This is a genomic window from Gordonia alkanivorans, from assembly GCF_004011905.1.
GTDB classification, from domain to species: domain Bacteria; phylum Actinomycetota; class Actinomycetes; order Mycobacteriales; family Mycobacteriaceae; genus Gordonia; species Gordonia alkanivorans.
Genome location: NZ_CP027114.1, coordinates 4,522,009 through 4,546,862, shown reverse-complemented (window position 1 = coordinate 4,546,862; position 24,854 = coordinate 4,522,009). Strand labels below are relative to the sequence as shown.

Sequence of the window (24,854 nt, the reverse complement as noted above, 5' to 3'; positions counted from 1 at the left end):
CCATCAGGGCATACGACACACATTCGGAGGAGGCGCAATGGCGTACGAGGGTATGAACCAGAAGTGGCGGGAGCGTTCGCTGTTCGCCGTGTTCGTGACCGCGCTGGTCACCCAGAACGCGATCGCGATCCCGTACGTTCAGCGGAACGGGCCGGAGTCGGTGAAGGACTTCTTCGTCGGCGACATCATGAAGACCACCCCGGGCCGCTTCGCGATGGTCGACCTGCTCTTCGTGGTGATCGCCTTCCATCTGTGGGCGTTCGGCGAGGCCAGGCGATTGCGCATCATGCCCTGGTGGTTCGCGTCGGTGGTCCTCACCTTCGGGGTCGGTATCGCGACGGCGATCCCGTTCTTCTTCCTCGCCCGCGAACGGGCACTGCGGCGCTGAATCCCCCTCCGGGGCTGCTCTCCGCGCCCCGGATTCGGCGTGAGAACCAGACAACGTCGCCGTAACACCGAGGCAAGTCGCATTTCACGCGCCGCGCGGATAGTGGCGGCATGTCGAGTACTCCGCACTTCCTGCAGGGCGTCTTTCCGTTCGCGGGAGCAGGCCTGTCCAAGTCCGGGCCCATCGACCCGTCGTTGACGTTCGTGGTGCCGTCGGGAATGACGGCCCAGCCGTTGTACTTTCGCGGGGGTAACAGTTCCGGCGAGTTGGTCTGCGTGACGCTGATGCGCGACGGGACGCCGATGCGGATGTTCCCGATGGGGGCGCGGTCGGCGGTCAACGTACCGCTGCGGGTGGTCGAGGACGTCGACCCCGACACGACACTCGAACTCGTGATCGCGGCCCCCGAGGGCGCGAGCGGCGAGGTCGTGGTCGACTTCGGGATGGTCGTCTTCTGATGGCGGGCTCTCAGGACCTGCAGGAACGACGACGCCTGGTTGTCGTCGGAAACGGTATGGCCGGCGCGCGCACGGTCGAGGAGATCCTCGAACGCGGTGGCGCTGACCAGTTCGACGTCACGATGGTCGGCGACGAGCCGTACGGCAACTACAACCGCATCATGCTCAGCCATGTGCTGGCCGGTGAGGCCACGGTCGACGACGACGACCTGATGCTGAACCCGATGGCCTGGTACCGCGAGCACGGCGTCACCCTGTACGCCGGCGACCGTGCCGAATCCATCGACCGGTTCGCCAAGACGGTGACATGCGCGTCGGGCCGGTCCATCGACTTCGACGTCCTCGTCATCGCGACCGGCTCCCACACGTTCTTCCCGAACATGGATGGCCTGCGCGAACCCGACGGCAAGCTCGCCCGCGGTGTGTTCGGCTTCCGGACCATCGAGGACACCAACGGCATGCTGCAGATGGCGACCTCGCGTGATCACATGCGCGCCGTCGTGATCGGCGGCGGCCTGCTCGGTCTCGAGGCCGCTTACGGCCTGCAGACGCAGGGAGTGGCCGTCGACGTCGTGCACTCGCCCGGGCACCTGATGAACCAGCAGCTCGACGAGCGCGGTGGGCGCGTGCTGCGCAACAAGATCGAGTCTCTGGGCGTGGGTGTCCACACCGGCAAGCGGACGACGTCGGTGCTGCGCAACGACGACGGGACTGTCGCGGGAGTCGGCTTCACCGACGGTGATTCGCTGCCCGCCGACATGATCGTGGTGACCGCCGGCATCCGGCCGAACGTAGAGATCGCGCGCGGAGCCGGGCTCGTCGTCGAACGCGGGATCGTCGTCGACGATCAGATGCGTTGTGAGGACGAGGCATTCATCTATGCGGTGGGGGAGTGTGCCCAACATCGCAGCGAGGTGTACGGACTCGTTGCGCCGCTGTGGGAGCAGGCAGTGGTCCTCGCCGACGTGCTGACCGGCGCGAATCCTCGAGCCGAGTACCACGGTTCGCGGTTGACCACGAAGCTCAAGGTCGCCGGGGTCGACGTCGCGGCGATGGGCGTCAAGGGTCCGGAGCGCGACGACGACGAGTTCGTCCAGTTCTACGAACCGCGTAGCGGCATCTACAAGAGCGTGGTGGTCCGCGACAACAAGCTGATCGGCGCGATGCTGCTCGGCGACATCTCCAAGGCCAACTTCCTCACCCAGGCCTTCGACGAGAAGGTGCCGTTGCCGGACGAGCGCATCTCGATGCTGTTCGACCTGGGGACGCCGAGCGCGGAGACCGGTGCGGCCGAACTCGCCGACGACGTCCAGGTCTGCAACTGCAACGGAGTCACCAAGGGCGACATCATGAGTTGCGTGGCGTCGGGCTGCACGAGCGTCGGCGAGGTGTGCGCGAAGACCCGGGCGGGAAGGGGATGTGGGTCGTGCAAGGGTCTCGTCGCCGACATCGTCGAGTACGCCGCCGGCGATGCACTGACTTCTGACGCCTCGGCCGACTGGTACGTTCCGGCGATCCCGCTCACCAAACCCGAACTCATCGACGCGATCCGGCGGCAGAACCTGCGGTCGGTCAGCGAGGTCTTCGAAAAGCTGGCCCCAGAAGGGGAGGACGCGACCGCGAAGATGCCGCTGGCCTCGCTGCTGCGGATCATCTGGGGATCGGACTGGAAGCGTGAGCCCGGTGCGTTGTTCGTCAACGACCGTGTGCACGCTAACATCCAGCGCGACGGCACGTTCTCGGTGGTGCCGCAGATGAAGGGCGGGGTGACCTCACCGGAGCAGTTGCGCAAGATCGCCGACGTCGCGGAGAAGTACTCGATCCCGATGATCAAGGCGACCGGCGGCCAGCGACTCGACCTCCTCGGCGTCAAGAAGGAAGACCTCCCCAAGGTGTGGGAGGACCTCGGCATGCCGTCGGGGTACGCCTACGGCAAGTCCTTCCGCACCGTGAAAACCTGCGTCGGAACCGATTACTGCCGTTTCGGTCTCGGCGACTCGACGCAGCTCGGTATCGACATCGAGACCCGTTACCAGGGTTTGGAGTCGCCGGCGAAACTCAAACTCGCCGTGACCGGTTGCCCGCGCAACTGTGCCGAGGCGCTGTGCAAGGACTTCGGTGTGGTCGCGATCGGCGACGGCAAGTGGGAGATCTACGTTGGCGGAGCCGCCGGAGCGCACATCCGCAAGGGCGACCTGCTCGCGACCGTGGATTCGCCCGACGAGGTGATCCGGCTGTGCGGCATCTTCATCCAGTACTACCGCGAACAGGGCAAATGGCTCGAGCGGACGTACGCGTTCGTACCGCGCATCGGAATCGAGGAACTGCGCGCAATCGTCGTCGACGACCGTGACGGTCTGGTCGCGGGGTTGCAGGAGCGCATCGACGAGGCGGTCGCCGCCTACGTCGACCCCTGGCTCGACCGCGCTGAACCGAAGTCGCCGGCGCAGTTCACTCCTGCTCTGCCCTTGCTCCCGTTGCCGCAGGTGCCGGTGCGATGACCAGCATCGCCGAACCCGGAGTTGTCATCGGGGCCGTCGCCGACCTCGCGCTGGGCGAGAGCCGCGCCTACGCCGTCGACGGCAGGCAGATCGCCGTGTTCCGCATGACCGACGGCACGTTGCGTGCAACGGGAGCCGTCTGCCCGCATCGGGGAGGGCCGTTGGCCGACGGTCAGTTCGACGCCTCCAAGATCGTCTGCCCGCTCCACCAAAACGCCTTCGACTTCGCCGACGGCGCGTGCACGTCGGAGGGCATCGGGTCGGTGACGGTGTACCGCGTCGAGGCACGCGGCGGCGATATCGTCGTCTGGCTCTGAGGGCGGCTTGGGCGGAGCGTGCGCGATGAGCCGACCTTGCTCCCTGATCCGAAAGAGCGTGACGCACCCAGGTCCGATGCCTGAGGTGCGAGGAGCACAAGCCGCCGGGCTGAGTAGCGACGGAGGAGCGTATCGAAGTCGACGAGCCGCGAAGGCCTGGTGAGACACCGTCGCCCACCTAACTACCGGTCGACTTCAACCCGACCGGCAGACTTCGATCGACGTCTGCCGGTCGAGTTGAGGTTCGGCAGTCGGGATCCGGGCGCTTCTCAGGGAGCGGACCCTTTCGACCCTCACGACGGCCGGTTCACCGGCCGCGGGTACTTCAGGTGTGAGGATCGTGAGCGACGAGCCGACCTTGCTCCCTGAGGTGTGAGGAGCGTGAGCGACGAGCCGGCCTTGCTCCCTGAGGTGTGAGGAGCGTTAGCTGTAACTCTTGGGGAGGTTGTGAACGGCGTGGTGCCGGTCAACAGGTGAGGGCCTCCGGTATCGATGTGGTTACCACACACACGCCGATCACCAAGAGGCCCTCATGACCCACCGTAATGCCTTCCTCACCGAACGTGGCCGTCTGGCCCTGGCTCAGTGCGTCGTCGATAAGAACTGGCCTCTACGACGGGCCGCCGAACGGTTCAACTGCTCACCGGCCACGGCCAAGAAGTGGGCCGACCGCTACCGGCAGACCGGTGAGGCCGGCATGGCAGATCGGTCCAGCCGCCCCTACCGGTCACCCCATCAGCTCCCTGTGCGCCGGGAACGTCGAATCATCAAGTTGCGGTTCCTGCGTCGCTGGGGCGCTGCACGAATCGCTGCGCACCTGCGGCTAGCAAAATCGACCGTCGAGGCGGTGTTGCGCCGGTATCGGATGCCGCTGTTGCGTCACCTCGACCAGGCCACCGGGCTTCCGGTACGCCGGACACCGCCACGACGCTACGAACACGACGCTCCCGGCGACCTGATCCACATCGACATCAAGAAACTCGGCCGCATCCCCGAAGGCGGCGGCCACCGCAAACTCGGGCGCACGATCGGCAACCGGCACAACAAGAAACACCGCCCGGGGTACGCATATCTGCACCACGCCGTCGATGACCATTCCCGGCTGGCATACTCCGAGATCCTCACCGACGAACGCAAAGAGACCGCCGCGCAGTTCTGGGACCGCGCCAACGCCTTCTTCAGCCAACATGGGATCACTGTGAGACGAGTGATGACCGACAACGGCGCCTGTTACCGCTCAAAGGTTTTCGCAGAATCCCTCGGCGCCGAGATCAAGCACAAGAAGACCCGTCCCTACCGCCCGCAAACCAACGGCAAGGTCGAACGATTCAACCGCACCCTGGCCTCGGAATGGGCCTACGCCGAGTTCTACAGCTCAGAAACCGCCCGCGCAGCCACCTACGACGACTGGCTACACCACTACAATCACCACCGAGCCCACACCGGCATCGGCGGACTCACCCCGATCGAACGCCTACACGTTCACAACCTGCCCGGGTCTTACAGTTAGCGACGAGCCACGAAGGGGTGGCGACCTCGACTCCGCGCCGTCACCCCAGGATCAGGTGGCACCACCAGAGGCGCGGCGTTTCTGCACACCCGGTCGCTTCGCCAGCACCTTCAGATGGTCGATCTCGCCGTCGATCAACGCCCTTTTCTTCGCGCGGGACCAGCCATAATCCGTCGCTCGATTCGGTAGGCGTCGGCGAGGTCGAGTTCCGCGGACCAGGCCAGGCGAAAAGGTCGTCGTTGCGACGTGTACCCGGTCTGAGTGGTGCTGTGCTCGCGAAGTCGTTTCGCGAGATCGCGGGTGCTGCCCACGTAGTACGAGCCGTCAGAGCACTCGAGGAGGTAGACCCATGCCATGGGGCGATTGTCAACGGCCAGTTTGATGTCCCCGCTGGTGGCCAGGTAAAAGTCCCCACCCTGTGCGGGATGTTTTAGGTGGGTGGTACCTCCGTTCGGTGTGTCATGCGGTAGGAGTCGCCGTCGGTGATGACGATGGTGGCGTGGTGTAGGAGTCGGTCGAGGATGCTGGCGGCGGTGGTGTGTTCGGGCAGGAAGCGTCCCCATTGTTCGAAGGGCCAGTGACTGGCGATCGCGAGAGAGCGGCGTTCGTAGGCGCCGGCGACGAGCCTGAATAGCAGTTGGGTGCCGGTGTCGTCGAGCGGGGCGAATCCGATCTCGTCGAGGATGAGCAGATCTTGGCGCAGCAGGGTGTCGATGGTTTTGCCGACGGTGTTGTCGGCCAGCCCGCGATACAGGGTCTCCACGAGGTCGGCGGCGGTGAAGTACCGCACTTTGTGTCCGGCGTGCACTGCGGCGATCCCCAGCCCGATCAGGGTGTGACTCTTGCCAGTCCCGGCTGGGCCGATCAAGGCCAGGTTGTGTTGGGCCCGAACCCATTCCAGCGAGGACAGGTATTCGAAGGTGTTGGCCGGGATGGACGATGCGGCCACGTCGAACGATTCCAGGGTTTTGGTGAGCGGGAACCCGGCAGCTTTGAGTCGGTTGCGGATGTTGGAGGCATCACGAGCGGCGATCTCGGCTTCGACCAGGGTCCGCAGTACTTCTTCGGGTGTCCACCGCTGAGTTTTCGCGGTGAGCAGCACCTCGGGTGCGGTGCGGCGGATCGAGGCCAGTTTCAATCGGCGTAGCGCGTGGTCGAGGTCGGCCGGTAGTGGCGGCACTGTTTGGGGTGCAACTGATGTCGATGTTGTGGTGGTCATGACACCTCCTTGTCGCCGGCGCCGAGCTTGTAGGCATCCAGCGAGCGGGTGGGCGCGGTAGGCAGATGCCCGAGCAGTGCTGTGCCGGCCGGTCGCGGGTTGGGGGTGCCGGCTCCGGCATCGAGGATCGAACGCACATCGGCGGCCTTGAACCGTCGGAACGCCACCGCCCTGGTCAGAGCGGTGAGCACCTGTTGATGGCCGTGGGAGGTGACCAGGCCGAGGATGTCATCGAGTTCACCGCCCAGGCGGGTGTTGCCGATCGCCGCGGCACCGACCAGGAACTGCTCAGCAACCTCACCGAGAGCGCAGAACTGTTTCTCCACCGCAGTTTTGGGTCGTGGTGCACGACTGGGCGGTGTGCGTGGCCCCCCGTAGTGGTCGTCGTTGAGGACGACCTCTCCGGGTGCGGCCAGCAGATGTTCGGCAACCATCTCACCGGAGGCGGGTTCGGCGATCAGGAGCCGCTCACCGTCCTGGATGAGGGTCACGGTGGTGCCGATGAGCCGGTTGGGTACCGAGTAGCGGGCCGAGGCGTACCGGATACACGAGAGGCGATCGACCTTACGGGTGACCGGCGGTGGACCGACTTGGGCCCGCAGAGATGGCAACTTCGACAGCACTTCTCGTTCCACATCGAGTTGCTCAGCAGGCACGCACAGTGTGTCGCTGTGGCGGCGGGTGTTGACCTCGACACACCAGTCCCGCGCGGCCCGGTTCGCTGCGTGCACATCCAGCTGCACGTCGTCACGACCTGCGGCGATCTTGGCTTCGGTCCACAACGGTTGCGCCAGATCCGACTGCGCGTACCCGCACAGGTTTTCCACGATCCCTTTCGATTCCGGATCGGCGCCGTGACAGAAGTCCGGGGCGAACCCGTAGTGGGTGGCAAACCGCACATACGTGGGGGTCGGTACGACGACGTTGGCGACGACCCCACCTTTGAGGCAGCCCATCCGATCAGCGAGTACCTTGTTGGGTACTCCACCGATCTCTTCCAACGCCTCGGCGATGAATCCGAGTGTGGTGGTGGATGTTTCGTTGGTGGCGAACCGAACGAACCGCCAGCGTGAGAACGCCAACACCGCGCAGAACATGTGTAGCCCGCCGATCACGGCCCAATCGATGACCAGGTAGTCACCCGGAGCCCACACTGCCGGGCGACGCCCACGATGATGGTCACGGCGCCACTGTGTTTTCTCCTGAGCGACGAGACGACGGAAGTTGCGGGCCGAGCCTGCATAACCCGCCGCTCGCGCTACTGATAGCAGACGTTTCGCGGTGATCCGGCCGCGCGACCGCTCGACTCGCTCAGCGACCAGCTCGGCAACGGTGTCGTAGTTGCGGGCCCGTACCATGCGATCTGGTGGTTGATCGTCGGCCTCGAACCGGTCGACCACACGCTTGACGGTCTTGTGGGTGGTGCCGCACACCTCGGCGGCGGCGCGATAGCTTCCGAGTTCTCGGTAAGCAGAAATGATGTCCATACGGTCCTTCGCAGACTTCAATGGAACTCCCAGGCGGTGACAGTGATCGGTTGGCACCTTCACCGTCATCGCCTGGGCCCTCAGTTCCGGGTCGACACGACGAACACAGGGTGGGGACTTTTATCTGGCCACCAGCGGGGACCTCGACCTGGCCACCAGTGGGGACTTTCTCATGGCCATGGACAGCGATCATGCGGTACCGAACTGTTCCGATCGGCGCGCTGAACGGACGCTGTGGACGGTTGTCGCGACGGTGTTGTCACTGTGCATTCTTGGGTTGCGAGCCCTTCGTGGCTCGTCGCTTACGCTCCTCGCACCTCAGGGAGCGGGGTCGGTCGCTTACGCTCCTCGCACCTCAGGGAGCGGGGTCGGTCGCTTACGCTCCTCGCACCTCAGGGAGCGGGGTCGGTCGCTTACGCTCCTCGCACGTCAGGGAGCGGGGTCGGTCGCTTACGCTCCTCGCACGTCAGGGAGCGGGGTGGGGGGTCGTCGCTTGCGCTCCTCGCACTTCATGGAGCGGGGTGGGTGGGCTTTCTGCATCTCAGAAGCGAGAGCGTCAGTAGACGTCCCGCACGTACCGCTTGTCGGCGGCCAGGGCCTTGACGTAGGCCTCGGCGCTCGCGGGGGAGCGGCGACCATGCTGCGCGACAATGCCTTTCAGTGTCGCGTCGACGTCCTTGGCCATCCGGGACGCGTCACCGCAGACGTAGACGTGGGCGCCGTCGTGCAGCCACTGGTAGAGCTCTTCGCCGTGTTCGACCATGCGGTCCTGGACGTAGATCTTGCGGTCCTGGTCGCGGGAGAAGGCGACGTCGAGGCGGGTCAGCAGGCCGTCGCCGAGCATCGTCGTCAGCTCGTCGCGATAGTAGAAGTCGGTGGCCGAATACTGTTCGCCGAAGAACAACCAGTTCTTGCCGTTGTGGCCCAACGCCTCCCGCTCGCGGAGGAAGCCGCGGAACGGGGCGATGCCGGTGCCTGGCCCGATCATGATCATCGGGGTGTCGGGATCGGCGGGCGGCCGGAAGTGCGTGGTAGAGGTGACGAAGACCCCGACCTCGGTGTCCTCGGCGTGGTCGGCGAGGAAGGTCGAACACACGCCGCCGCGCTGGATACCGCACCGGTTGTAGCGCACCGCATTCACGGTCAGCTGCACCTCGTCGGGGCTTTCCCGTGGGCTCGATGAGATCGAATACGACCGCGGGACCAGCGGTTTGAGGATCGTGAGCCATTCGTCGACGTCGGCGTGGATCGGGTGCTCAGCAAGGACATCCACCGACTGACGACCCCAGGACCAGTCGTTGAACGCCGACTTGTTGCCCGCCGCGACGAGGGTTTGCAGGTCGTCGGAACCCGAACGCTCCCCGACGAACCGCACCAGATCGGGCGTCACCCGCGCGAACTCGAGTCGTTCGCGCAGCGCCAGTTTCAGGGGCATGGCGTCGCCGCCCACCGTCACGGTGTGCGCGCCGTCGAGACCGGTCCGGTCGAGAAACTCCTCGATGAGAGTCGGATTGTTCAACGGCCACACGCCGAGCGCGTCGCCGGCCTGATAGGTCAGGGTGTCCGCGGGCAGCCGGAACCCGAAGTTGCGTACATCCTTCTGCGAGCCTTCGGCGTTCAGCTTCACGTTGCGTACCAGCGAGGTGACCAGTGGCTTCTTGCGGGAGTAGGCAGGTGCGGTCCGCACCGACGGGGCGGCCGCGGAGTCCGCGGGTTCGCTGACCACGGTGACGCGTTCGTCGGTCACGCCGGACGTGGGTGCGCGGTTGCCGATGCTGATCGCGCGGATGATCTCGTTGAGCCAGCCGCCGGCCGTCTCCTCGAAGTCGGGTTCGCAATCGACCCGGTCGACGATCCGACGACCGCCGAGCTCGCCGATCCGTTCGTCGAGTTTGCGTCCGTGGCCGCAGAAGTCGTCGTAGTTCGAGTCGCCGAGGGCGAGCACCGCGTAGTCGACGCCGGAAAGGTCCGGTGCCTCGGCACCGTTCAGCGCATCCCAGAACGCCGAACCGTTGTCCGGCGGATCGCCGTCGCCGGTGGTGGACGTGACGAACAGCGCGGTGCCACGCAACTCGCCGACCTCGACCTCGTCCATCGACTTCGCGTCGACCCGGAGGCCGTTCGCCTTCATCCGCTCGGCGGTCTCGGTGGCCAGTTCTTCGGCATTGCCCATCTGCGACGCCCACAACACGGTGATCGTGCTGGTCGACTCGACCGTGTCCGTTGACCCCGCGCTCGGCGGGGCGGCATCGGTCCGCGAGAACATCCCGGCCAGCAGGCCCGACACCCACAGCCGAACCTCGGCCCGCAGTGGCGCATCGGCCGGAACCGACGGAACCCCCGACGGCGCAGCGGGAACACCCGCGGCCAGGCCCGCCAGATACAGCTGCTCCGCCGGTGACAGCTCCGGCGCGCTGACTTCCGAAACTCCCAGTGCGACAGCCAACCCGGACGAACCGGTGACTGGAAGCACCGCCGACGGCGACCCGGCGACCCTGGTCAACGTCACGGCACACACCTTCAGCTCCGGCTGCTGCGACAGCGGGTCCACCGCATCCGAGGTGACCGCGTTGATGGAGAGGTGCTCGCCGAAGACGTCGTTCCAGTGGAACGGCACGAAACAGTTCCCGGGACGCACCCGGTCGGAGACCCTGGCGGGCAACACCGCTCGACCCCGACGCGACGCCACCTCGACCTTGTCCTTCGCGCCGATGCCGAGTCGTTCGGCATCCTCCGGATGGAGTTCGACGAACGGCTCCGGGTTGAGTTTGTTCAGCTTGGCGACCCGGCCGGTCTTGGTCATCGTGTGCCACTGATGCGGCAGCCGACCGGTGTTGAGCAGGAACGGATAGTCGTTGTCCGGCAGTTCTTCCGCGTCGAGGTGCGGGCGCGCGAAGAACTGGGCGCGGCGCGTGGGCGTGGCGAACGCCAGTCGCGGCACCGTCCCGTCGTCGAGACGATGCAATGTCTGACTCCGGCCGTCGTTCAGATACCGGATCGGGTTGCGCGCACCGTCTTCGACGAGATCGTCGGCGGCGGGCGGGCACGGCCACTGCATCGGCGTCCGACGCAGGCCGTCATAGGTCACCCCGCGCAGGTCGTAACCGGTGTCCGGATTCGCGAACTGCTTGATCTCGGAGAAGATCTCCTCGGTACTGGAATAGGTGAACGCGTGCGCATACCCCATTTCCGATGCGATGCGCGCGATGATCTCCCAGTCGGGGATCGCCTGCCCGGGTGCGCTCAGCGCGGGTTCGAACAGCGTGAGGTTCCGCTCCGAATTCACCATGATGCCGGTCGATTCCGACCACAACGACGCCGGCAGCACCACGTCGGCATACTGATTGGTCTCCGTCTCGGCGAAGGCGTCCTGCGTGATCACGAGGTCGGCACGTTCGAGCCCTTCGATGACGGTCTTGCGATTGCCCACCGAGGCAACGGGATTGGTGCAGATGATCCAGCAGGCCTTGATGTCGCCGTCGGCCATCCTACGAAACATGTCGATGGTTCCGCCGCCGACATCGGTGCGCAGCGTGCCTGCCGGTATGCCCCACGCGGTCTCCACGAATGTTCGGTCCGCCTCGGACAGCACGGACCGCTGACCGGGCAAACCCGGTCCCATGTAACCCATCTCGCGGCCGCCCATCGCGTTCGGCTGCCCGGTCAGGGAGAACGGTCCGCTGCCGAGTCGGCAGATCGCGCCCGTCGCGAGGTGGAGGTTGATGAGCGCGTTGGTGTTCCAGGTGCCGTGGGTCGACTGGTTGAGACCCATTGTCCAGCAACTCATCCAATTGCCGGCCTCGCCGATCATCGTGGCCGCGGCGCGCAGGTCGTCGGCAGGGATGCCGGTGATGGACTCGACCACCTCGGGCGGATACTGCGCAGCGAACTCCGGGATCTGTTCGAACCCGTCGGTGAACGACGCGATGAACTCGTCATCGGTGTGACCGTCGGAGATCAGCAGATGCAGGAGCCCGTTGAGGAACGCGAGGTCGGTGCCGGACTCGATCTGCAGGAACAAGTCGGCCTTGTCGGCGGTCGCGGTCCGTCGCGGGTCGACGACGATCAGCTTCGCACCCGCCTTGACCCGGTCCATCATCCGCAGGAACAGGATCGGGTGGCAGTCGGCCATATTCGAGCCGATGACGAGGAAGACGTCCGCATGGTCGAAGTCCTGGTAGGACCCGGGCGGACCGTCGGACCCCAGCGACAGCTTGTAGCCCGTTCCTGCGCTGGCCATGCACAGCCGCGAGTTGGACTCGATCTGGTTGGTGCCGATGAAACCCTTGGCGAGTTTGTTCGACAGGTACTGGGCCTCGAGCGACATCTGGCCGGAGACGTACAGCGCCACGGCGTCGGGACCGTGTTCGTCGACGATGGCGCGCAGCCGTCGCGCGGTGTCGGTGATGACGGTGTCGAGGTCGCCGCGATGCAACCGGCCGCCCCGGTCGTCACGGACGAGGGGAGCGTCGAGCCGGCCACCGGAGGCGAGCATGTCGGCGGTGGTCGACCCTTTGGTGCACAACCGTCCGAAGTTCGTGGGGTGGTCGGCGCGTCCGACGGTCTTGGTGAGACCGCCGGACTCGTCTATCCGCATCTCCATGCCGCAGCCGACGCCGCAGTAGGCGCACAGTGACATCACCGACCGCGACATGGCCGATGGGGACATGACGGGGTGCGTGGTGGGGGAGGCGGTCACGTTCTCCAGCGTCGAAGTCGGATGTTTCGCAACCCGAAGGCCGGCGTTACGCGGCTATCAACTTGATCTCACAGTGGATCGCCAGTGGTGTGAACGTAGATGAAACCGCAGGTCGCGCGCAATTCCGAGACCGGATGGTTCCGTTTGCGGCGTTGCTCAGGCGGATCTCAGCCGAGGTGGATAAGACTGTATGCCATGCGCATCCTCGTGGTTGACGACGACCGGGCGGTCCGGGAGTCGTTGCGACGGTCGCTCACCTTCAACGGATACAGCGTCGAGACCGCGGGCGACGGCATCGAGGCACTCGAGAAGATCCTCGCCGATCGACCCGACGTCGTCATCCTCGACGTCATGATGCCGCGCCTCGACGGCCTCGAGGTGTGCCGCCGACTCCGCTCCGCCGGTGACGACCTGCCGATCCTGGTCCTGACCGCCCGCGACTCGGTCTCCGAGCGGGTCTCGGGACTCGACGCCGGCGCCGACGACTACCTGCCCAAGCCGTTCGCGCTCGAAGAGTTGCTCGCACGGCTGCGGGCGCTGTTGCGGCGGGCCGCACCCGACGACGACGCGGACTCGGAGACGCTCACCTTCGCCGACCTCTCCCTCGACCCGGTGACGCGCGACGTAACCCGCGGCGAGCGGCCGATCAGCCTCACTCGCACCGAGTTCGCGCTGCTCGAGATGCTGATGGCCAACCCGCGCCGCGTGCTGTCCCGCAGCCGCATCCTCGAGGAGGTCTGGGGATACGACTTCCCGACCTCGGGCAACGCCCTCGAGGTGTACGTCGGTTACCTGCGCCGCAAGACCGAGGCCGACGGGGAGTCGCGACTCATCCACACCGTGCGCGGCGTCGGATACGTGCTCCGGGAGACCCCGCCCTAGTGGCGTCGTTCTCGCGGTTGCGCGAGCAGCTCACGCGCGTACTCGCCGGTGGCTCCGGAGCGTCCGGGGAGAAGGAGATGCGGGCGCCGATGCCTTTGACGCGGGCGGTGTCCCTACGTTCGCGGGTCACCATCCTGTCGGCGACCGTTGTGCTGGTGTCGGTCAGTCTGATGGCCGCGGCCGCCTACTTCGTGGTGTACCGGGCGATGTACAACGAGGTCGACCAGCAGTTGGAGAGTCGTGCCGACGGCATGGCCGCCCTCGCGCGTGCCGGTGTGCTGCGCAGCCAACCCGAGCAGCTGGTCGCGGGAACGGTGTTCTCCACCAACATCTCGGTGGCATTGGTGACGCCGAGCGGTCAGACATACCTCATCGGGCAGGTCCCGTTCGAGGACCCCGAACGCGAGATCGTCCGCGCACCATCGGTTCCCGGGACCAATCCGCAGAGTCTGCGCACCACGCGCAACCAGCGGGTGCTGACGCGCAAACTCGACGACGGCAACACCCTCGTCCTGGCTCAGAGCCTCATCCAGACCGACCGCGTGCTCAAACGCCTGGCCTGGGTCCTGCTCGTGGTCGGTTGCGGCGGAGTGGCTTTGGCGGCCCTGGCCGGCACGACGGTCGGACGGGCGGGACTGAGACCGGTGGCCCGGCTCAACCGGGCCGTCGAACGGGTCGCGCGAACGAATGACCTGACCCCTATCCCGGTGACCGGGAACGACGAATTGGCCAAACTCACCGCGAGTTTCAACGCGATGCTCCGGGCACTCGCCGAATCCAGGGACCGCCAGGCACGTCTCGTCGCCGATGCCGGTCACGAACTGCGAACTCCGTTGACCTCCTTGCGTACCAACCTCGAACTCCTGATCGCGGCGAGCAGGCCGGGGGCACCGGCCGTTCCCGAACAGGACATGGTCGACCTGCGTGCCGACGTGATGGCCCAGATCGAGGAATTGTCGACGCTGGTGGGCGATCTCGTCGACCTGGCCCGGGAGGATGCGCCCGAGGTGGTCTACGAGGAGGTCGACCTCGCCGAGATCGTCGAGCAGGCCCTCGAGCGCGTCCGACGCCGCCGCAACGACGTCGAATTCGAACTCGACGTCGCGCCCTGGTACATCTTCGGCGAGCAGCACGGACTGTCCCGCGCGGTACTGAATGTGCTGGACAACGCGGCGAAGTGGAGTCCGCCGGGCACCTCGGTGGCCGTCGCGCTGACACAGACGGGGATGTCCACCGCGCAGCTGACCGTCGCCGACTCCGGTCCCGGAATCCCCGAGGAGGACCGCGGTCTCGTCTTCGAACGCTTCTATCGTTCGACACAGTCGCGGTCGATGCCGGGTTCCGGTCTCGGACTGGCGATCGTGCGGCAGGTCGTCGAGCGTCACGGCGGCACGGTCGTCGCCGACACCTCGCCGCGTGGCGGTGCACTCATCCGGATGACTTTGCCGGGCCGGGCAACTCCTGCGGAACCATCTCCGCAAGTGATTCGTCAATAAGGATGAAGCGCCGTGCATCGGCGGGGCACGACGGCCGTCGTCCACATCACCGACAGCTGTGTGGTTACCCGGTGTGACCTGGTGATCGATCCCCTAGGGTTGACCGAAGGCGCTGTTCGGGAACGAAGCGTGCCGGCGCTGTGCCGGTCAGACGACGAGGAAGAGACGAAGATGACGACTGGCGGTTCGCAAGGTGGCGGTCCGTACGGAGGTGGCCGGCAGGGTCAGCACGAGGCGCGCCCCCAGGGTCACCCCGGGCCGGCCTCGGGAGCGTTCCCCGCGCAGGGCGGCCAGCCCGGTTTCGGCGGCAACAACGCACCCACATCGGGGTACGGAACCTCGGGAACCAGTCCTCTTCCGTCGCAGGGTCCGTACGGCGGTCCCGGCGCGGGTGCCTACTCGCAGCCCGGTCCGGCCGCGTTCGGACCGCAGACCGGTGCGCGGCCGGCGTTCGGCGGCCCCGGTGGGGAACTGCCGCCCCAGGCCCCCGGGAAGAAGGGCGGCGGTGGACGCCTGGCCGCACTCGGCGCGGGCGCCCTGGTGGTGGCTCTGGTCGCCGGCGGTGCGGGCGGTGCGATCGGCTACACGCTGGCCGACGGCTCCGACGGGTCGTCGATCAGCACGAGCAGTGGTCCGCTCGGCGGCGACCCCAACGCGAACGGCAACAGCAAGCCCGTCGAGGCCCCGGCCGGCTCGGTCCAGGAGGTGGCTTCCCGGGTGCTCCCGTCGGTCGTCTCCATCGAGGTCGCCTCGGCCGGCGCCATGGGTTCGGGATCGGGTGTCGTCCTCAGCGAGGACGGCGTCATCATGACCAACAACCACGTCGTGAGCGCCGGCGGCAACGCCCCCGCCGCCAAGGTCGCGGTGAACTTCTCCGACGGTTCGCGCGCACAGGCTCGGGTGCTCGGCGCCGACCCGATCTCCGACATCGCGGTCATCAAGGTCGACCGGAACGATCTGACCGCGGTCACGGTCGGCAACTCGAACAACCTGGCGGTCGGACAGGACGTCATCGCCATCGGTTCGCCGCTCGGACTCGCCGGGACGGTCACCACGGGCATCATCAGTGCCCTCAACCGACCTGTCCTGACCTCCCGCGATCCGGGCACCAACACCACGTCGGTGATCGACGCGATCCAGACCGACGCCGCGATCAATCCCGGCAACTCGGGCGGTGCGCTGGTGAACGCCAGGGGAGCGCTGATCGGCATCAACACCGCCATCGCCACCCTCGGTGGAGGCGAGCAACAGGCCGGTGGCAGCATCGGACTCGGGTTCGCGATCCCCATCGACCAGGCGATCCGCGTGGCCAAGCAGCTCGAGTCCACGGGCAAGGCCAGCCACGCCAACATCGGTGTGTCCGTGCGCCCGAGCGGTGACTCCGACGCGCCCGGCGCCGTCGTCACCGATGTGACCCCGGGTGGACCTGCGGCGGGCGCGGGTATCCCGAAGAACGCGGTCATCACGAAGGTCGACGACCGTCCGATCGCGTCGGGAGACGCGCTGGTGGCGGCAATCCGGTCCCACGCGCCGGGGGACACGGTCACGGTGACCTACACCGACGGCGGGAACAGCAAGACCGCACAGGTCAAGCTGGGCACGCTCGAGGCGAAGTGACACGCGGCGCCGCCGCGACCACGCACAACTACACAGCCCCGCACGACCGTCCATCGGACGGTCCGAGACGAGAGAGAAGGGCCTGCCATGTCTGACGCCGGATCCACCGTTCCCGGAAGCACCGCCGTCTCCGGCGACACCGTAGAAGAAGGGCAGTCACTGGACGTTCGTCTCGCGGGTGGTCCGGGTCAGGTCGATCCGGCCGACGTGGTGGCCGCCGACGCCGCGGCGCGCGAGTTCGTCGCGCGCCACGAACAGGCCGCGCACCGCCCGCAGGGCGAGGAGATCGGCCGGGCACTGGTCGTCGTCGTCGACGACGAGGCCGCGCACGGTGAAGACCAGCGCCTGCTCGGGCCGCTCGTCGGCGAACTGCTCGCCGAGGCGGGATTCCACGTCGACGCCGCCGTCGTCGTATCCGGCGACGAGGTGGAGATTAGGAACGCTCTGAACACCGCGGTGATCGGTGGCGTCGACCTGGTGGTGTCGGTGGGCGGTGTGGGCGTCGGCGCCCGCGACGTGACCCCGGAGGCCACCGAGCCGCTGCTCGACCGCCGGCTGCGCGGCATCGAGGAAGCGATCCGTAGCTCCGGGCTCGCCGCCGGGGCGACCGACGGTGGACTTTCGCGCGGGCTGGCCGGAATCTCCGGGCAGACCCTGGTTGTCAATCTGGCCAATTCCCGCGCCGCGGTGCGCGATGGAATGGCGACCGCCACCCCCCTCGCGAAGTATGTGATCGAGTCCATCAGCGAATTCTGAGGGTGTCGGCCGCCACATACAGCCATAAACCTCAGCAGCGCTAAGGATCTCGGCTTCGACAAGGACTGTCGACCGACCGGAAATAGGCGTTCCCTTCGATGACGGATGACTCCGGAAGCCCCGGAAAACACTCGATGAGCAGCAGCGATGACGCTGCTGCCCATCGTGCTCCCCGGCGTGCGAAGCTCGATTCCGTCTTCGGTGACGACCTGCCGGACGTCACCAAGGATGAGTGTGGCGAAGATCACAAAGGCCACTCTCAGGATTGGTTCGAGGCCCAGCGCCCGCCTCATTACGAGTGAAATGCGAGAACTTGCACATAGCCGCATCAGGGTGTTTATCTGTCGTTAACTTTCGTCCGTCGATAGATCGCGTATTCGATATTTGTGATGCTGCGTGTCCGGTTTGTGACACGCCTGAGTCCAGCTGTTGCCCGTTCTGAGACCCCTCCGATAACGTTCGCGACGACAACGCTCGGCGCCCAGAGTCGGGGGCTGAGTGAAGTCCTGCGATCTGTCGCGAGTGACAACGCAGCAGTGACCAGGAATTCGATGGATTCTTAACGTCCGCTAAGACATGCGTAAGAGTTTGCTTAGTGGTAACTGTGTGGAAACCATCGACGCCGAGGGTCATGACTTGCGGATGTGAATACATTCCGCGGGGTAACAGCCGAATCCTGTGAGAGGGAACGAATGAGCAAGTTCAGCAAGCTTGGGCTGCGCCGCGCCGCGGGCGCCGTCGCGATCGCCTCGGCCGCGGTCGTGGGCCTGGCCGGCATGGGCGCCGGTGATGCGGCAGCAGGAAAGCTGGCCAACGGATACAAGAAGGCCTCGGGCATCGAGGGCGAGTCCATCCAGACGTGGCGCACTGGCGAGAACGCCTACCCCATTGCCACCGTCGCCAACAACGCTGCTTCCCGCGGGTTCGTGCTTTCCGGAACCTACACGGCGAAGGCCTCGAAGGGCGTTGACGGCAAGCTCGCGGTCAAATACCTTATCGGCTGCCAGGTAGACGTCGGTGGGATCGACCTTGCGCTTGGTGGCTCCCTTGGACTCGACGCGGACAGCTTGACTGGCGGACTCAGCGGCGGAATCAGTCTGGGCCTCGCCCCGGGTCAGGTGGCACTCGTTGACATCACCGACAAGGATTTTTCTGATTCGGGCGTCGCGGCTATCCAGCTGTCGCAGACATCGTTCTACCTGAATAACTGCGGTGGTTTTGCGTCGGCCCGTTCGGTCGCGAAGGTGATCGGCGCCAAGGGGTACAGCACCGACGACGGCTCTCTGAGCGGTGAAGGCACCCTCGTCCAGTCCACCCTCTACGGCAAGCCCTTCACCATCAACTGACCGGGCGCAGATAACTAGCACTTCCTGACTTATCTGCCGAGCGCAGATTGATATTCCACGAAGGGGAATCATGAAGAAGAACATCACGCGTCGCGTGGTTGCGGCTGCCGGAGTCACCGGCGCCGTCGCGATGGGGCTGACCAGCTTGGCTGCTGGTGGTGCCACCGCAGGTCCTCTGCCCGGGGGTAAGATCTCCAAGACCCTGGTCGACGGGACTCCCGTTACGGTCCAGCTGTTCGACGAGTTCGTCAACGTTCAGCGTCCGATCAGCAACGTCCCGACTACCCGAGAAGTGTGGCTGTCCGGCAAGGTTCGGGTCACGGTCGGCGGTAAGGCTGCGGGTGGGTCTGTCAAGGTTGGTTACGACGTCGGCTGCCAGGTGCACTTCGGTGGTGGCGGTGTGGGCGCGGACGGAGAGCTCGGGAATGACACTGTCGACGGAGCGTCAACGGGAGTGACAACCTCGGGAAGTCTCTCTCTAGGGCCGGGCCAGGTCAACCGCGTGTGGTTGATCAACGAGACCTCCGGCACCAACAAGTCGTATACCGACTATGAGCTTAATGGATACACCTTCAAGGGCAACAAGGGTGGCGTCGCCTACAGTCAGGAGCAGTTCAAGGTCGAGAGCTGCGCTGGCTACGCTGCAGCTCGCGCCTTCGTTCAGGTGACGGTCAGCACCGACGCCGTCAAGGGCGTCGTCGTGCTCAACGGCAAGCCGTTCAGCCTCGGCTGATCGACTCGCTGACACAGCAACTCCACCGCGGGGTGGGAATCCGATCCGGATTCCCGCCCCGCGGTGTTTTTTCGTGGGCCGTAATCCGCTGTCCGACGGCTGCCGATGTTCTGTGAGGGTCCTGTGATCGGCCCCCGCGCAGGGGGTTTCCCAAGCAATGCGCGCTAGCCTCGGGCTCGGCGGTGAGGATGCCGTCGCTGGGAGAGGCGTTGATGGAACAACCGGACTCGTTGTCACTGGGCGCGGCCATGCGGCGCTTCGGTCCGCTGCTCTCGGGGCTGAGGTGGCGACTCGTCGTCGCTATCCTCTGCTACCTGGTGCACGTTGCGACCACAGTCGTGACCGTCGCGGTGTTCGCGCACGTAGTCGACAACGTCCTCGTCACCGGCGACCTCCATGCCCTACTCGACCCGATGATCCTCTGGATCGCGGCGGTGCTCACCGGGGCGGCGGGATCGTATGGGGGAGCGGTGCTGACCGGCGGGGTCACCGAAGAACTCCTGCTCCGGCTGCGCGACCGGTCGTACCTGCACACGCAACGACTCGCACCGCACGCGCGACACCGGTTCGGCACCGGAGATCTCGTGTCCCGCAACACCGCCGACGTGGAAGCGGTCGACAGTCTGCTGTCCTCCGGGGTCGTCACCGCCGCCGTCGCCGTCGTGAGCCTGATCGTCTATGCCGTCGCGGCTTTCGTGACCCAGTGGCAGCTCGCCCTGGCTGCCGCGATCCTCGCACCCCTGCTGTGGCTGATCGCCCGCCGTTTCGGCGTCATCGTCAAGCGTGCGTCGCGCCGCGAACGATCGTCGGCCGGCCGGATCAGTTCCCTGGTCGCCGAGGGCGTCGCCAATGCGCCCGCCATCCAGGCCGCAGGTCAGCTCGATCGAGACCGGCGCAGAATGGGGCGGCAGAGTCGACGATGGCGCGATGCCCGGATGTCGGAGATCCGTGCCGACGCCGCCTTCTCCGAGGCGGTCACCGTCGTCGAGGTGCTGTGCATGATCGCGGTGATCGTCCTCGGTGCCTGGCAGATATCAGCCGGCACAGCGGAACTGGGCACCCTCATCGCGCTGACCGGCTATCTCGGCTACCTGTACCCGCAGATCCAGACGCTGGGCGGACTCGTCGTCGACGTCACTGCGGCCACCGCGAGCGCCGAACGCGTCGCCCAGGTGCTCGACGCCCCCGTCGGGGTGGCAGAGACCTCGGACGGGCAGGAAACGCAGCCGGGACCGGTGGCGCACACGGTGAAAGTGACCCTGGACGGTTTGTCGTTCGCGTACCCGGAGTCGAGCGCAACGGTGCTCGATGACGTGCACCTGGAGATCGGCGCCGGTGACCTCGTCGCCGTCACCGGGCCGAGTGGAGCCGGCAAGAGCACCTTGACGTACCTGCTGCTGCGCTTCTACGACCCGGACTCGGGATCGATCCTCCTCAACGGCAACGACATCCGAACCATGTCCACCCCGACCCTGCGCGCTCACATGTCGGTACTCCATCAGCGACCGGCGCTGATGAGCGGTTCGATCGCCGAGAACATAGCGTTCGGGCGCACGGACGTCGCGCGGGAACACATCGTCGCTGCCGCGGATCTGGCCGGTGCGACACCGTTCATCGAGCGACTCCCCGGTGGCTTCGACGCCGAGGTCGTCGAACGCGGGGACAACCTCTCCGGTGGGCAGCAACAGCGAATCGCGTTGGCCCGAGCCTTCTTACGAGACGCGCCACTGCTGATCCTCGACGAACCGACCACCGGACTGGATGCCGAGACCGTTGACGAGGTGCTGGAACCGCTCGCGAGGTTGGCGTCGTCCCGCACGACCGTGATGATCACCCACGATCCGCGTGTCCTGGCGATCGCGAACCGACGGATCGAGCTGCGCGACGGACGATTTCACGCTACTGGCCGGTCCGCCTGAGCCGGCTCTCGAGCGGGCGTTGCTGCCGACTCGACCAGTCATCCGGGGAAACGCAACGAGCCCCTGCCGCGCGAGGCGGCAGGGGCTCGTTGTCGATGTGTCAGCTACCGAAGAACCACGGGAGCCGCTGGGGACGGGCCTTGGGACGCGGCGGCTGCTTGCGCTGCTGAGCGCCGGGCCGTCCGCCGTTGGGCTGCTGCGGCTTGTGGTTCTGGGGCTTGTTCGGCATTCGTCCATCCTCATGTCGAGATTCGCACCGGGTGTCATCCCCGGCGGGTCGCAACCTCTCTGTGCGACGAATCCCAAAGTAGGAGCGCACACTTGGGATACGAATGGTGCGCGCTGTCAGCCTCCTGGGAACTCAGCGCGAGTGGCGTCCCGGAGCGTCCGGACCGTCACCCGGGAACTGTTCACCCGGGTACTGCTCGCCCGGGTATTGGTCGCCCGGGTACTGCTCGCCCGGGAACTGGGAACCGGGCGGCGGGTAGTTGCCCGGAGGCGGGTAGTTACCGGGCGGCGGGTAGTTGCCCGGAGCCGGCTGCGGCGTCGGGTACGGCTGGCCTCCTGGACCGCCGGGCTGACCCTGCGGAGAGCCGAACAGCGGCGACGCCTGCGGTCCCGACTGCGAGGGGCCCGGCTGGGACGGACCCTGCTGGGACGGCTGGCCGCCCGACTGCGGGGGAGCCGAGATGCGCTGCGTCGTACCGGCGCCCGACGGAGACTCGTATGGCGCGAGCGGCCCCGACTGGGGTGCGTACGCCTCGCCGGCCGGCGCACCCGGCTCGGACAGATGCGGCGGCAGGTCGCTCTCCGCCTCGGCCTTGGCCTTCGACGTCCCCTCCGGATCGAGCAGATCGCGGATCTCGGTCAGCAGCGCGACCTCGGTGACCTCCGCCTTCTTGCCGAAGCCGCCCAGCTCCGCGAGCTTGTTGTACGGCAGGATGATGATGAAGTACACCACCGCCGCGATGATCAGGAAGTTGATGACGGCGGTGATCACACTGCCGATGTCGACGAACGTCGAGGCCTTGTCGGTGATCTGGAATCCGAGTCCCTGGGCGGCATCCGAGCCGACCGGGATGGCGTTGATGATCGGCTGGACGATGCCGTCGGTGAACGCGGTCACGATCGCGGTGAAGGCCGCACCGATGATGACTGCGGTAGCCAGCTCGACGACGTTGCCCTTGAGTATGAAGTCCTTGAATCCCTTGAGCACGGTGTGCGGCCTCTCCTTGGTCTTCCGCTCTTGTTTCAATGAATTGGTCTCAGTCGGTGCAAATCCGACATTTGCTGTGCAAACTCGTATTACCCTATCCACGATCGTGAACGATCCGATCCATTTGCCTTGAATCGGCCGGAGTGTCGCAGCTGAATGCTGGGGTTTGTCTGATTCAGTGCAGGACCACCGCCAGCGATGACTCCAGCCCGGCAGCCGCGACGCGATGCGCCGCGGCGACGTCCATCGCGAGAAGAACCGGTGCCACCGTGCTGCGGCCAGCGGAGATCCCGGTCGGCGAGGTCTGGCCCGTGTGCATCGCCACGACGGCGCGTCGAGCGAGGACATCCGCGGAGTCGGTCAGGACGTCGACCACGTCTCCGGGCCTGAGCAACGACGTGACGGCCTCGTCGGACAACCGGACCGGCACGAGGCGGGCGTCGCCGACCCCGGTCAGGTCGGCCGGCAGGCGCGACGACAGCAACCGCGTGTCGGTGAGCATCTCGCCGGCACGTACGCGACCGGTGACGGTGCGCCCGGTTGCGAGCGCGGCATCGGAGATCGCGCCGGCGGGAACGGTGCCCCCCTCGACGAGCCGGCGCGTCAGGTCGTCAGCGGCGACCACCTGACCGGGCAGCAGATCGTGCGCCGCGACGAGCACCTCGAACTCGCCGTCGGCTCGGGTTCCGGCGAGGGCGATCACGGCGGCCGTGACGACCAGTGCTGCCGCGACGAGGCGTCGGACCGCCAGCGTGCGCGTCCACCCGGGGCGTGCGGCGGAGGCGAGCCGGTCGCGGAGGCGTGGGCCGAGTCGGTCGCGCGGCAGCGACATCCGAGTGGGAGGCATGTGTGGACGGTAGGGCGGTGACCACCCCGAACACGGAGTTGCGGTCCTGTTGTGGACTGTCCGACGGTCGGGGCCGCACTGTCCACAGTCCGCCACCGCAAGTGGCCTCCGATAGGGTGACCTGGGAACGAAATCAATGGTGTGCCGGGAAGTCTGGTCGGCCGCTGCCCGGTCACGGGCGGCGTGATGTGGGCATACGTGTGCCCGCGGACAGAGGAGCTCCATGACACGCGACCGCCTTCGGCAGTGGGCCGCACTCGACACCACCAGCGGCGTGCTGTTGCTCATCACCGCGGCCATCGCCGTCGTCTGGGCCAACTCGCCGTGGCGGGAGAGCTACGCGTCAGTGCTGCACACCGAGGTCGGACCCGATTTCTTGCATCTGAATCTTTCGCTGGCGCACTGGGCGTCGGACGGATTGCTGGCGATCTTCTTCTTCGTGGTCGGTGTGGAGCTCAAACACGAGTTCGTGGCCGGCGGTCTCCGCGATCTGAAGCTCGCCGGGGTGCCGATCGCTGCGGCAGTGGGCGGAATGGTCACCCCCGCACTCTTCTACGTGGTCGTCGTCGCCCTCGGCGACCCCGAAGGTCTCCGCGGTTGGGCGATCCCGACCGCCACCGACATAGCCTTCGCGCTCGCCGTCCTCGCGATCTTCGGTCGCGGCCTCCCGCTGCCGTTGCGGACGTTCCTGCTCACGCTGGCCGTCGTCGACGACCTGCTCGGCATCGTGGTGATCGCGACCTTCTACACCGACGAGATCGACTTCGTCATGCTCGGCGGCGCACTCGTCGTGGTCGCGGTGTTCGGCGTCCTGGTGCGTGGCTCGTGGCGGCTCTGGCCGCTGTTCATCCCGGTCGGCGTCGTCGCCTGGGCCCTGATGCACGCATCCGGCGTGCACGCCACCGTCGCGGGCGTCCTGCTCGGCTTCGTCGTACCCGCCGTCGCGATCCACGGTGAGAAGATCCCCCGTACGGAACGGCTCGACGAGGCGGTGCGTCCGTACTCGGCGGCGATTGCGCTTCCGGTCTTCGCGTTCGCGGCCGCCGGCGTCACCGTGATCGGCGGCGAGGGTTCCATCGTGCAGCCCGTGTCGGTCGGCATCGTGTTCGGACTCGTCGTCGGCAAACTCGTCGGCGTCCTGGGATCGACGTGGCTGATGACGAAGTTCACGCCCCTTCGACTTCCCGACGCCATCGGACTACGCGACCTGCTGCCGATCGGCATGCTCACCGGCGTCGGTTTCACCGTGGCTCTCCTCATCGCCGAACTCAGCTTCGAGGGAGGGGCCGACGACCATGCCGCGGCCGCCAAGGCGGCGATCCTCGTCGGCTCGGTCGTCTCGGCGGCACTCGCCGCGGCCCTGTTGCGCTGGGATGCACGCCAGGCACGCGACGCGGACATGAACCGCGACAACATCCCGGACACCAACCGGGATGTCATCGGCGGTTAGGTCTCGGGGCCTG

21 protein-coding genes are annotated in these 24,854 nt (G+C 66.5%); 14 read left to right on the top strand and 7 right to left on the bottom strand.

Features of this window, described 5'->3' with window-relative positions; translation table 11 throughout:
* Positions 1-37 precede the first annotated feature (37 nt).
* The 5 genes from C5O27_RS20650 to C5O27_RS20630 all read left to right on the top strand — a co-directional run bounded on the left by C5O27_RS20650 (position 38) and on the right by C5O27_RS20630 (position 5,174).
* Complete coding sequence (locus tag C5O27_RS20650) at positions 38-388, top strand: DUF2834 domain-containing protein (RefSeq protein WP_035755631.1); 351 nt, start codon at positions 38-40, stop codon at positions 386-388.
* A 110-nt stretch (positions 389-498) separates the two neighbouring features.
* On the top strand, positions 499-846 hold the full coding sequence (locus C5O27_RS20645; RefSeq protein ID WP_127963531.1) for a molybdopterin oxidoreductase: 348 nt from the start codon (positions 499-501) through the stop codon (positions 844-846).
* A complete protein-coding gene (gene nirB / locus C5O27_RS20640; RefSeq protein ID WP_127963530.1) occupies positions 846-3,347 on the top strand; it encodes a nitrite reductase large subunit NirB in 2,502 nt (833 codons plus the stop codon). Before C5O27_RS20645 ends, nirB begins: the two co-directional genes overlap by 1 nt.
* The gene (locus tag C5O27_RS20635; RefSeq protein WP_127963529.1) at positions 3,344-3,664 is read left to right on the top strand and encodes a Rieske (2Fe-2S) protein; all 321 of its coding nucleotides are present in this window, start codon (positions 3,344-3,346) and stop codon (positions 3,662-3,664) included. Before nirB ends, C5O27_RS20635 begins: the two co-directional genes overlap by 4 nt.
* Before the next feature lie 532 nt (positions 3,665-4,196).
* Positions 4,197-5,174, top strand: coding sequence for an IS481 family transposase (locus C5O27_RS20630; protein ID WP_127961867.1), 978 nt, complete (start codon positions 4,197-4,199; stop codon positions 5,172-5,174).
* 134 nt (positions 5,175-5,308) lie between these two features.
* Here C5O27_RS20630 and C5O27_RS20625 read toward each other — a convergent pair whose 3' ends face one another.
* The 4 genes from C5O27_RS20625 to C5O27_RS20610 form a co-directional block, all read right to left on the bottom strand.
* Complete coding sequence (locus C5O27_RS20625; protein WP_341867524.1) at positions 5,309-5,530, bottom strand: GIY-YIG nuclease family protein; 222 nt, start codon at positions 5,528-5,530, stop codon at positions 5,309-5,311.
* A gap of 74 nt (positions 5,531-5,604) precedes the next feature.
* Positions 5,605-6,393 (bottom strand): IS21-like element helper ATPase IstB, encoded by a 789-nt coding sequence (gene istB / locus C5O27_RS20620; RefSeq protein ID WP_006902471.1) that lies wholly within the window; start codon positions 6,391-6,393, stop codon positions 5,605-5,607.
* Complete coding sequence (istA, locus tag C5O27_RS20615) at positions 6,390-7,901, bottom strand: IS21 family transposase (protein ID WP_127961568.1); 1,512 nt, start codon at positions 7,899-7,901, stop codon at positions 6,390-6,392. Before istA ends, istB begins: the two co-directional genes overlap by 4 nt.
* A gap of 535 nt (positions 7,902-8,436) precedes the next feature.
* Positions 8,437-12,519, bottom strand: a complete 4,083-nt coding sequence (locus C5O27_RS20610) for a bifunctional nitrate reductase/sulfite reductase flavoprotein subunit alpha (RefSeq protein ID WP_127963903.1) — start codon at positions 12,517-12,519, stop codon at positions 8,437-8,439.
* A gap of 255 nt (positions 12,520-12,774) precedes the next feature.
* On the opposite strand from C5O27_RS20610, the gene C5O27_RS20605 reads away from it, so the two are divergent.
* The 8 genes from C5O27_RS20605 (at position 12,775) to C5O27_RS20575 (ending at position 21,328) form a co-directional block, all read left to right on the top strand.
* On the top strand, positions 12,775-13,461 hold the full coding sequence (locus C5O27_RS20605; protein ID WP_127963528.1) for a response regulator transcription factor: 687 nt from the start codon (positions 12,775-12,777) through the stop codon (positions 13,459-13,461).
* Positions 13,461-14,957, top strand: coding sequence for a HAMP domain-containing sensor histidine kinase (locus C5O27_RS20600; RefSeq protein WP_127963527.1), 1,497 nt, complete (start codon positions 13,461-13,463; stop codon positions 14,955-14,957). Before C5O27_RS20605 ends, C5O27_RS20600 begins: the two co-directional genes overlap by 1 nt.
* A 171-nt stretch (positions 14,958-15,128) precedes the next feature.
* On the top strand, positions 15,129-16,574 hold the full coding sequence (locus C5O27_RS20595; RefSeq protein ID WP_208651397.1) for a S1C family serine protease: 1,446 nt from the start codon (positions 15,129-15,131) through the stop codon (positions 16,572-16,574).
* Positions 16,575-16,661: 87 nt separating this feature from the next.
* Positions 16,662-17,330 (top strand): MogA/MoaB family molybdenum cofactor biosynthesis protein, encoded by a 669-nt coding sequence (locus tag C5O27_RS20590; protein WP_042378606.1) that lies wholly within the window; start codon positions 16,662-16,664, stop codon positions 17,328-17,330.
* Between the two features lie 134 nt (positions 17,331-17,464).
* Positions 17,465-17,632: a hypothetical protein gene (locus C5O27_RS22790; protein WP_164905333.1), complete on the top strand. Its 168-nt coding sequence runs from the start codon at positions 17,465-17,467 to the stop codon at positions 17,630-17,632.
* Between the two features lie 390 nt (positions 17,633-18,022).
* Positions 18,023-18,676: an MspA family porin gene (locus tag C5O27_RS20585; protein ID WP_127963525.1), complete on the top strand. Its 654-nt coding sequence runs from the start codon at positions 18,023-18,025 to the stop codon at positions 18,674-18,676.
* Between the two features lie 70 nt (positions 18,677-18,746).
* Positions 18,747-19,409 carry an MspA family porin gene (locus tag C5O27_RS20580; RefSeq protein WP_127963524.1) on the top strand — a complete coding sequence of 221 codons (663 nt, stop codon included), beginning with the start codon at positions 18,747-18,749 and terminating at the stop codon, positions 19,407-19,409.
* A gap of 188 nt (positions 19,410-19,597) precedes the next feature.
* On the top strand, positions 19,598-21,328 hold the full coding sequence (locus C5O27_RS20575; protein WP_127963523.1) for an ABC transporter ATP-binding protein: 1,731 nt from the start codon (positions 19,598-19,600) through the stop codon (positions 21,326-21,328).
* A 100-nt stretch (positions 21,329-21,428) separates the two neighbouring features.
* Here C5O27_RS20575 and C5O27_RS23160 read toward each other — a convergent pair whose 3' ends face one another.
* From C5O27_RS23160 to C5O27_RS20565, 3 genes are all read right to left on the bottom strand, one after another.
* Positions 21,429-21,557, bottom strand: a complete 129-nt coding sequence (locus C5O27_RS23160; protein ID WP_279636558.1) for a hypothetical protein — start codon at positions 21,555-21,557, stop codon at positions 21,429-21,431.
* Positions 21,558-21,689: 132 nt separating this feature from the next.
* Positions 21,690-22,544: a large conductance mechanosensitive channel protein MscL gene (gene mscL / locus C5O27_RS20570; protein ID WP_127963522.1), complete on the bottom strand. Its 855-nt coding sequence runs from the start codon at positions 22,542-22,544 to the stop codon at positions 21,690-21,692.
* A 175-nt stretch (positions 22,545-22,719) separates the two neighbouring features.
* Positions 22,720-23,391, bottom strand: a complete 672-nt coding sequence (locus C5O27_RS20565) for an SAF domain-containing protein (RefSeq protein WP_425269581.1) — start codon at positions 23,389-23,391, stop codon at positions 22,720-22,722.
* Between the two features lie 223 nt (positions 23,392-23,614).
* On the opposite strand from C5O27_RS20565, the gene nhaA reads away from it, so the two are divergent.
* Entirely contained in the window at positions 23,615-24,841 is a 1,227-nt protein-coding gene (gene nhaA / locus C5O27_RS20560) for a Na+/H+ antiporter NhaA (protein ID WP_127963521.1), read from the top strand.
* Positions 24,842-24,854 lie beyond the last annotated feature (13 nt).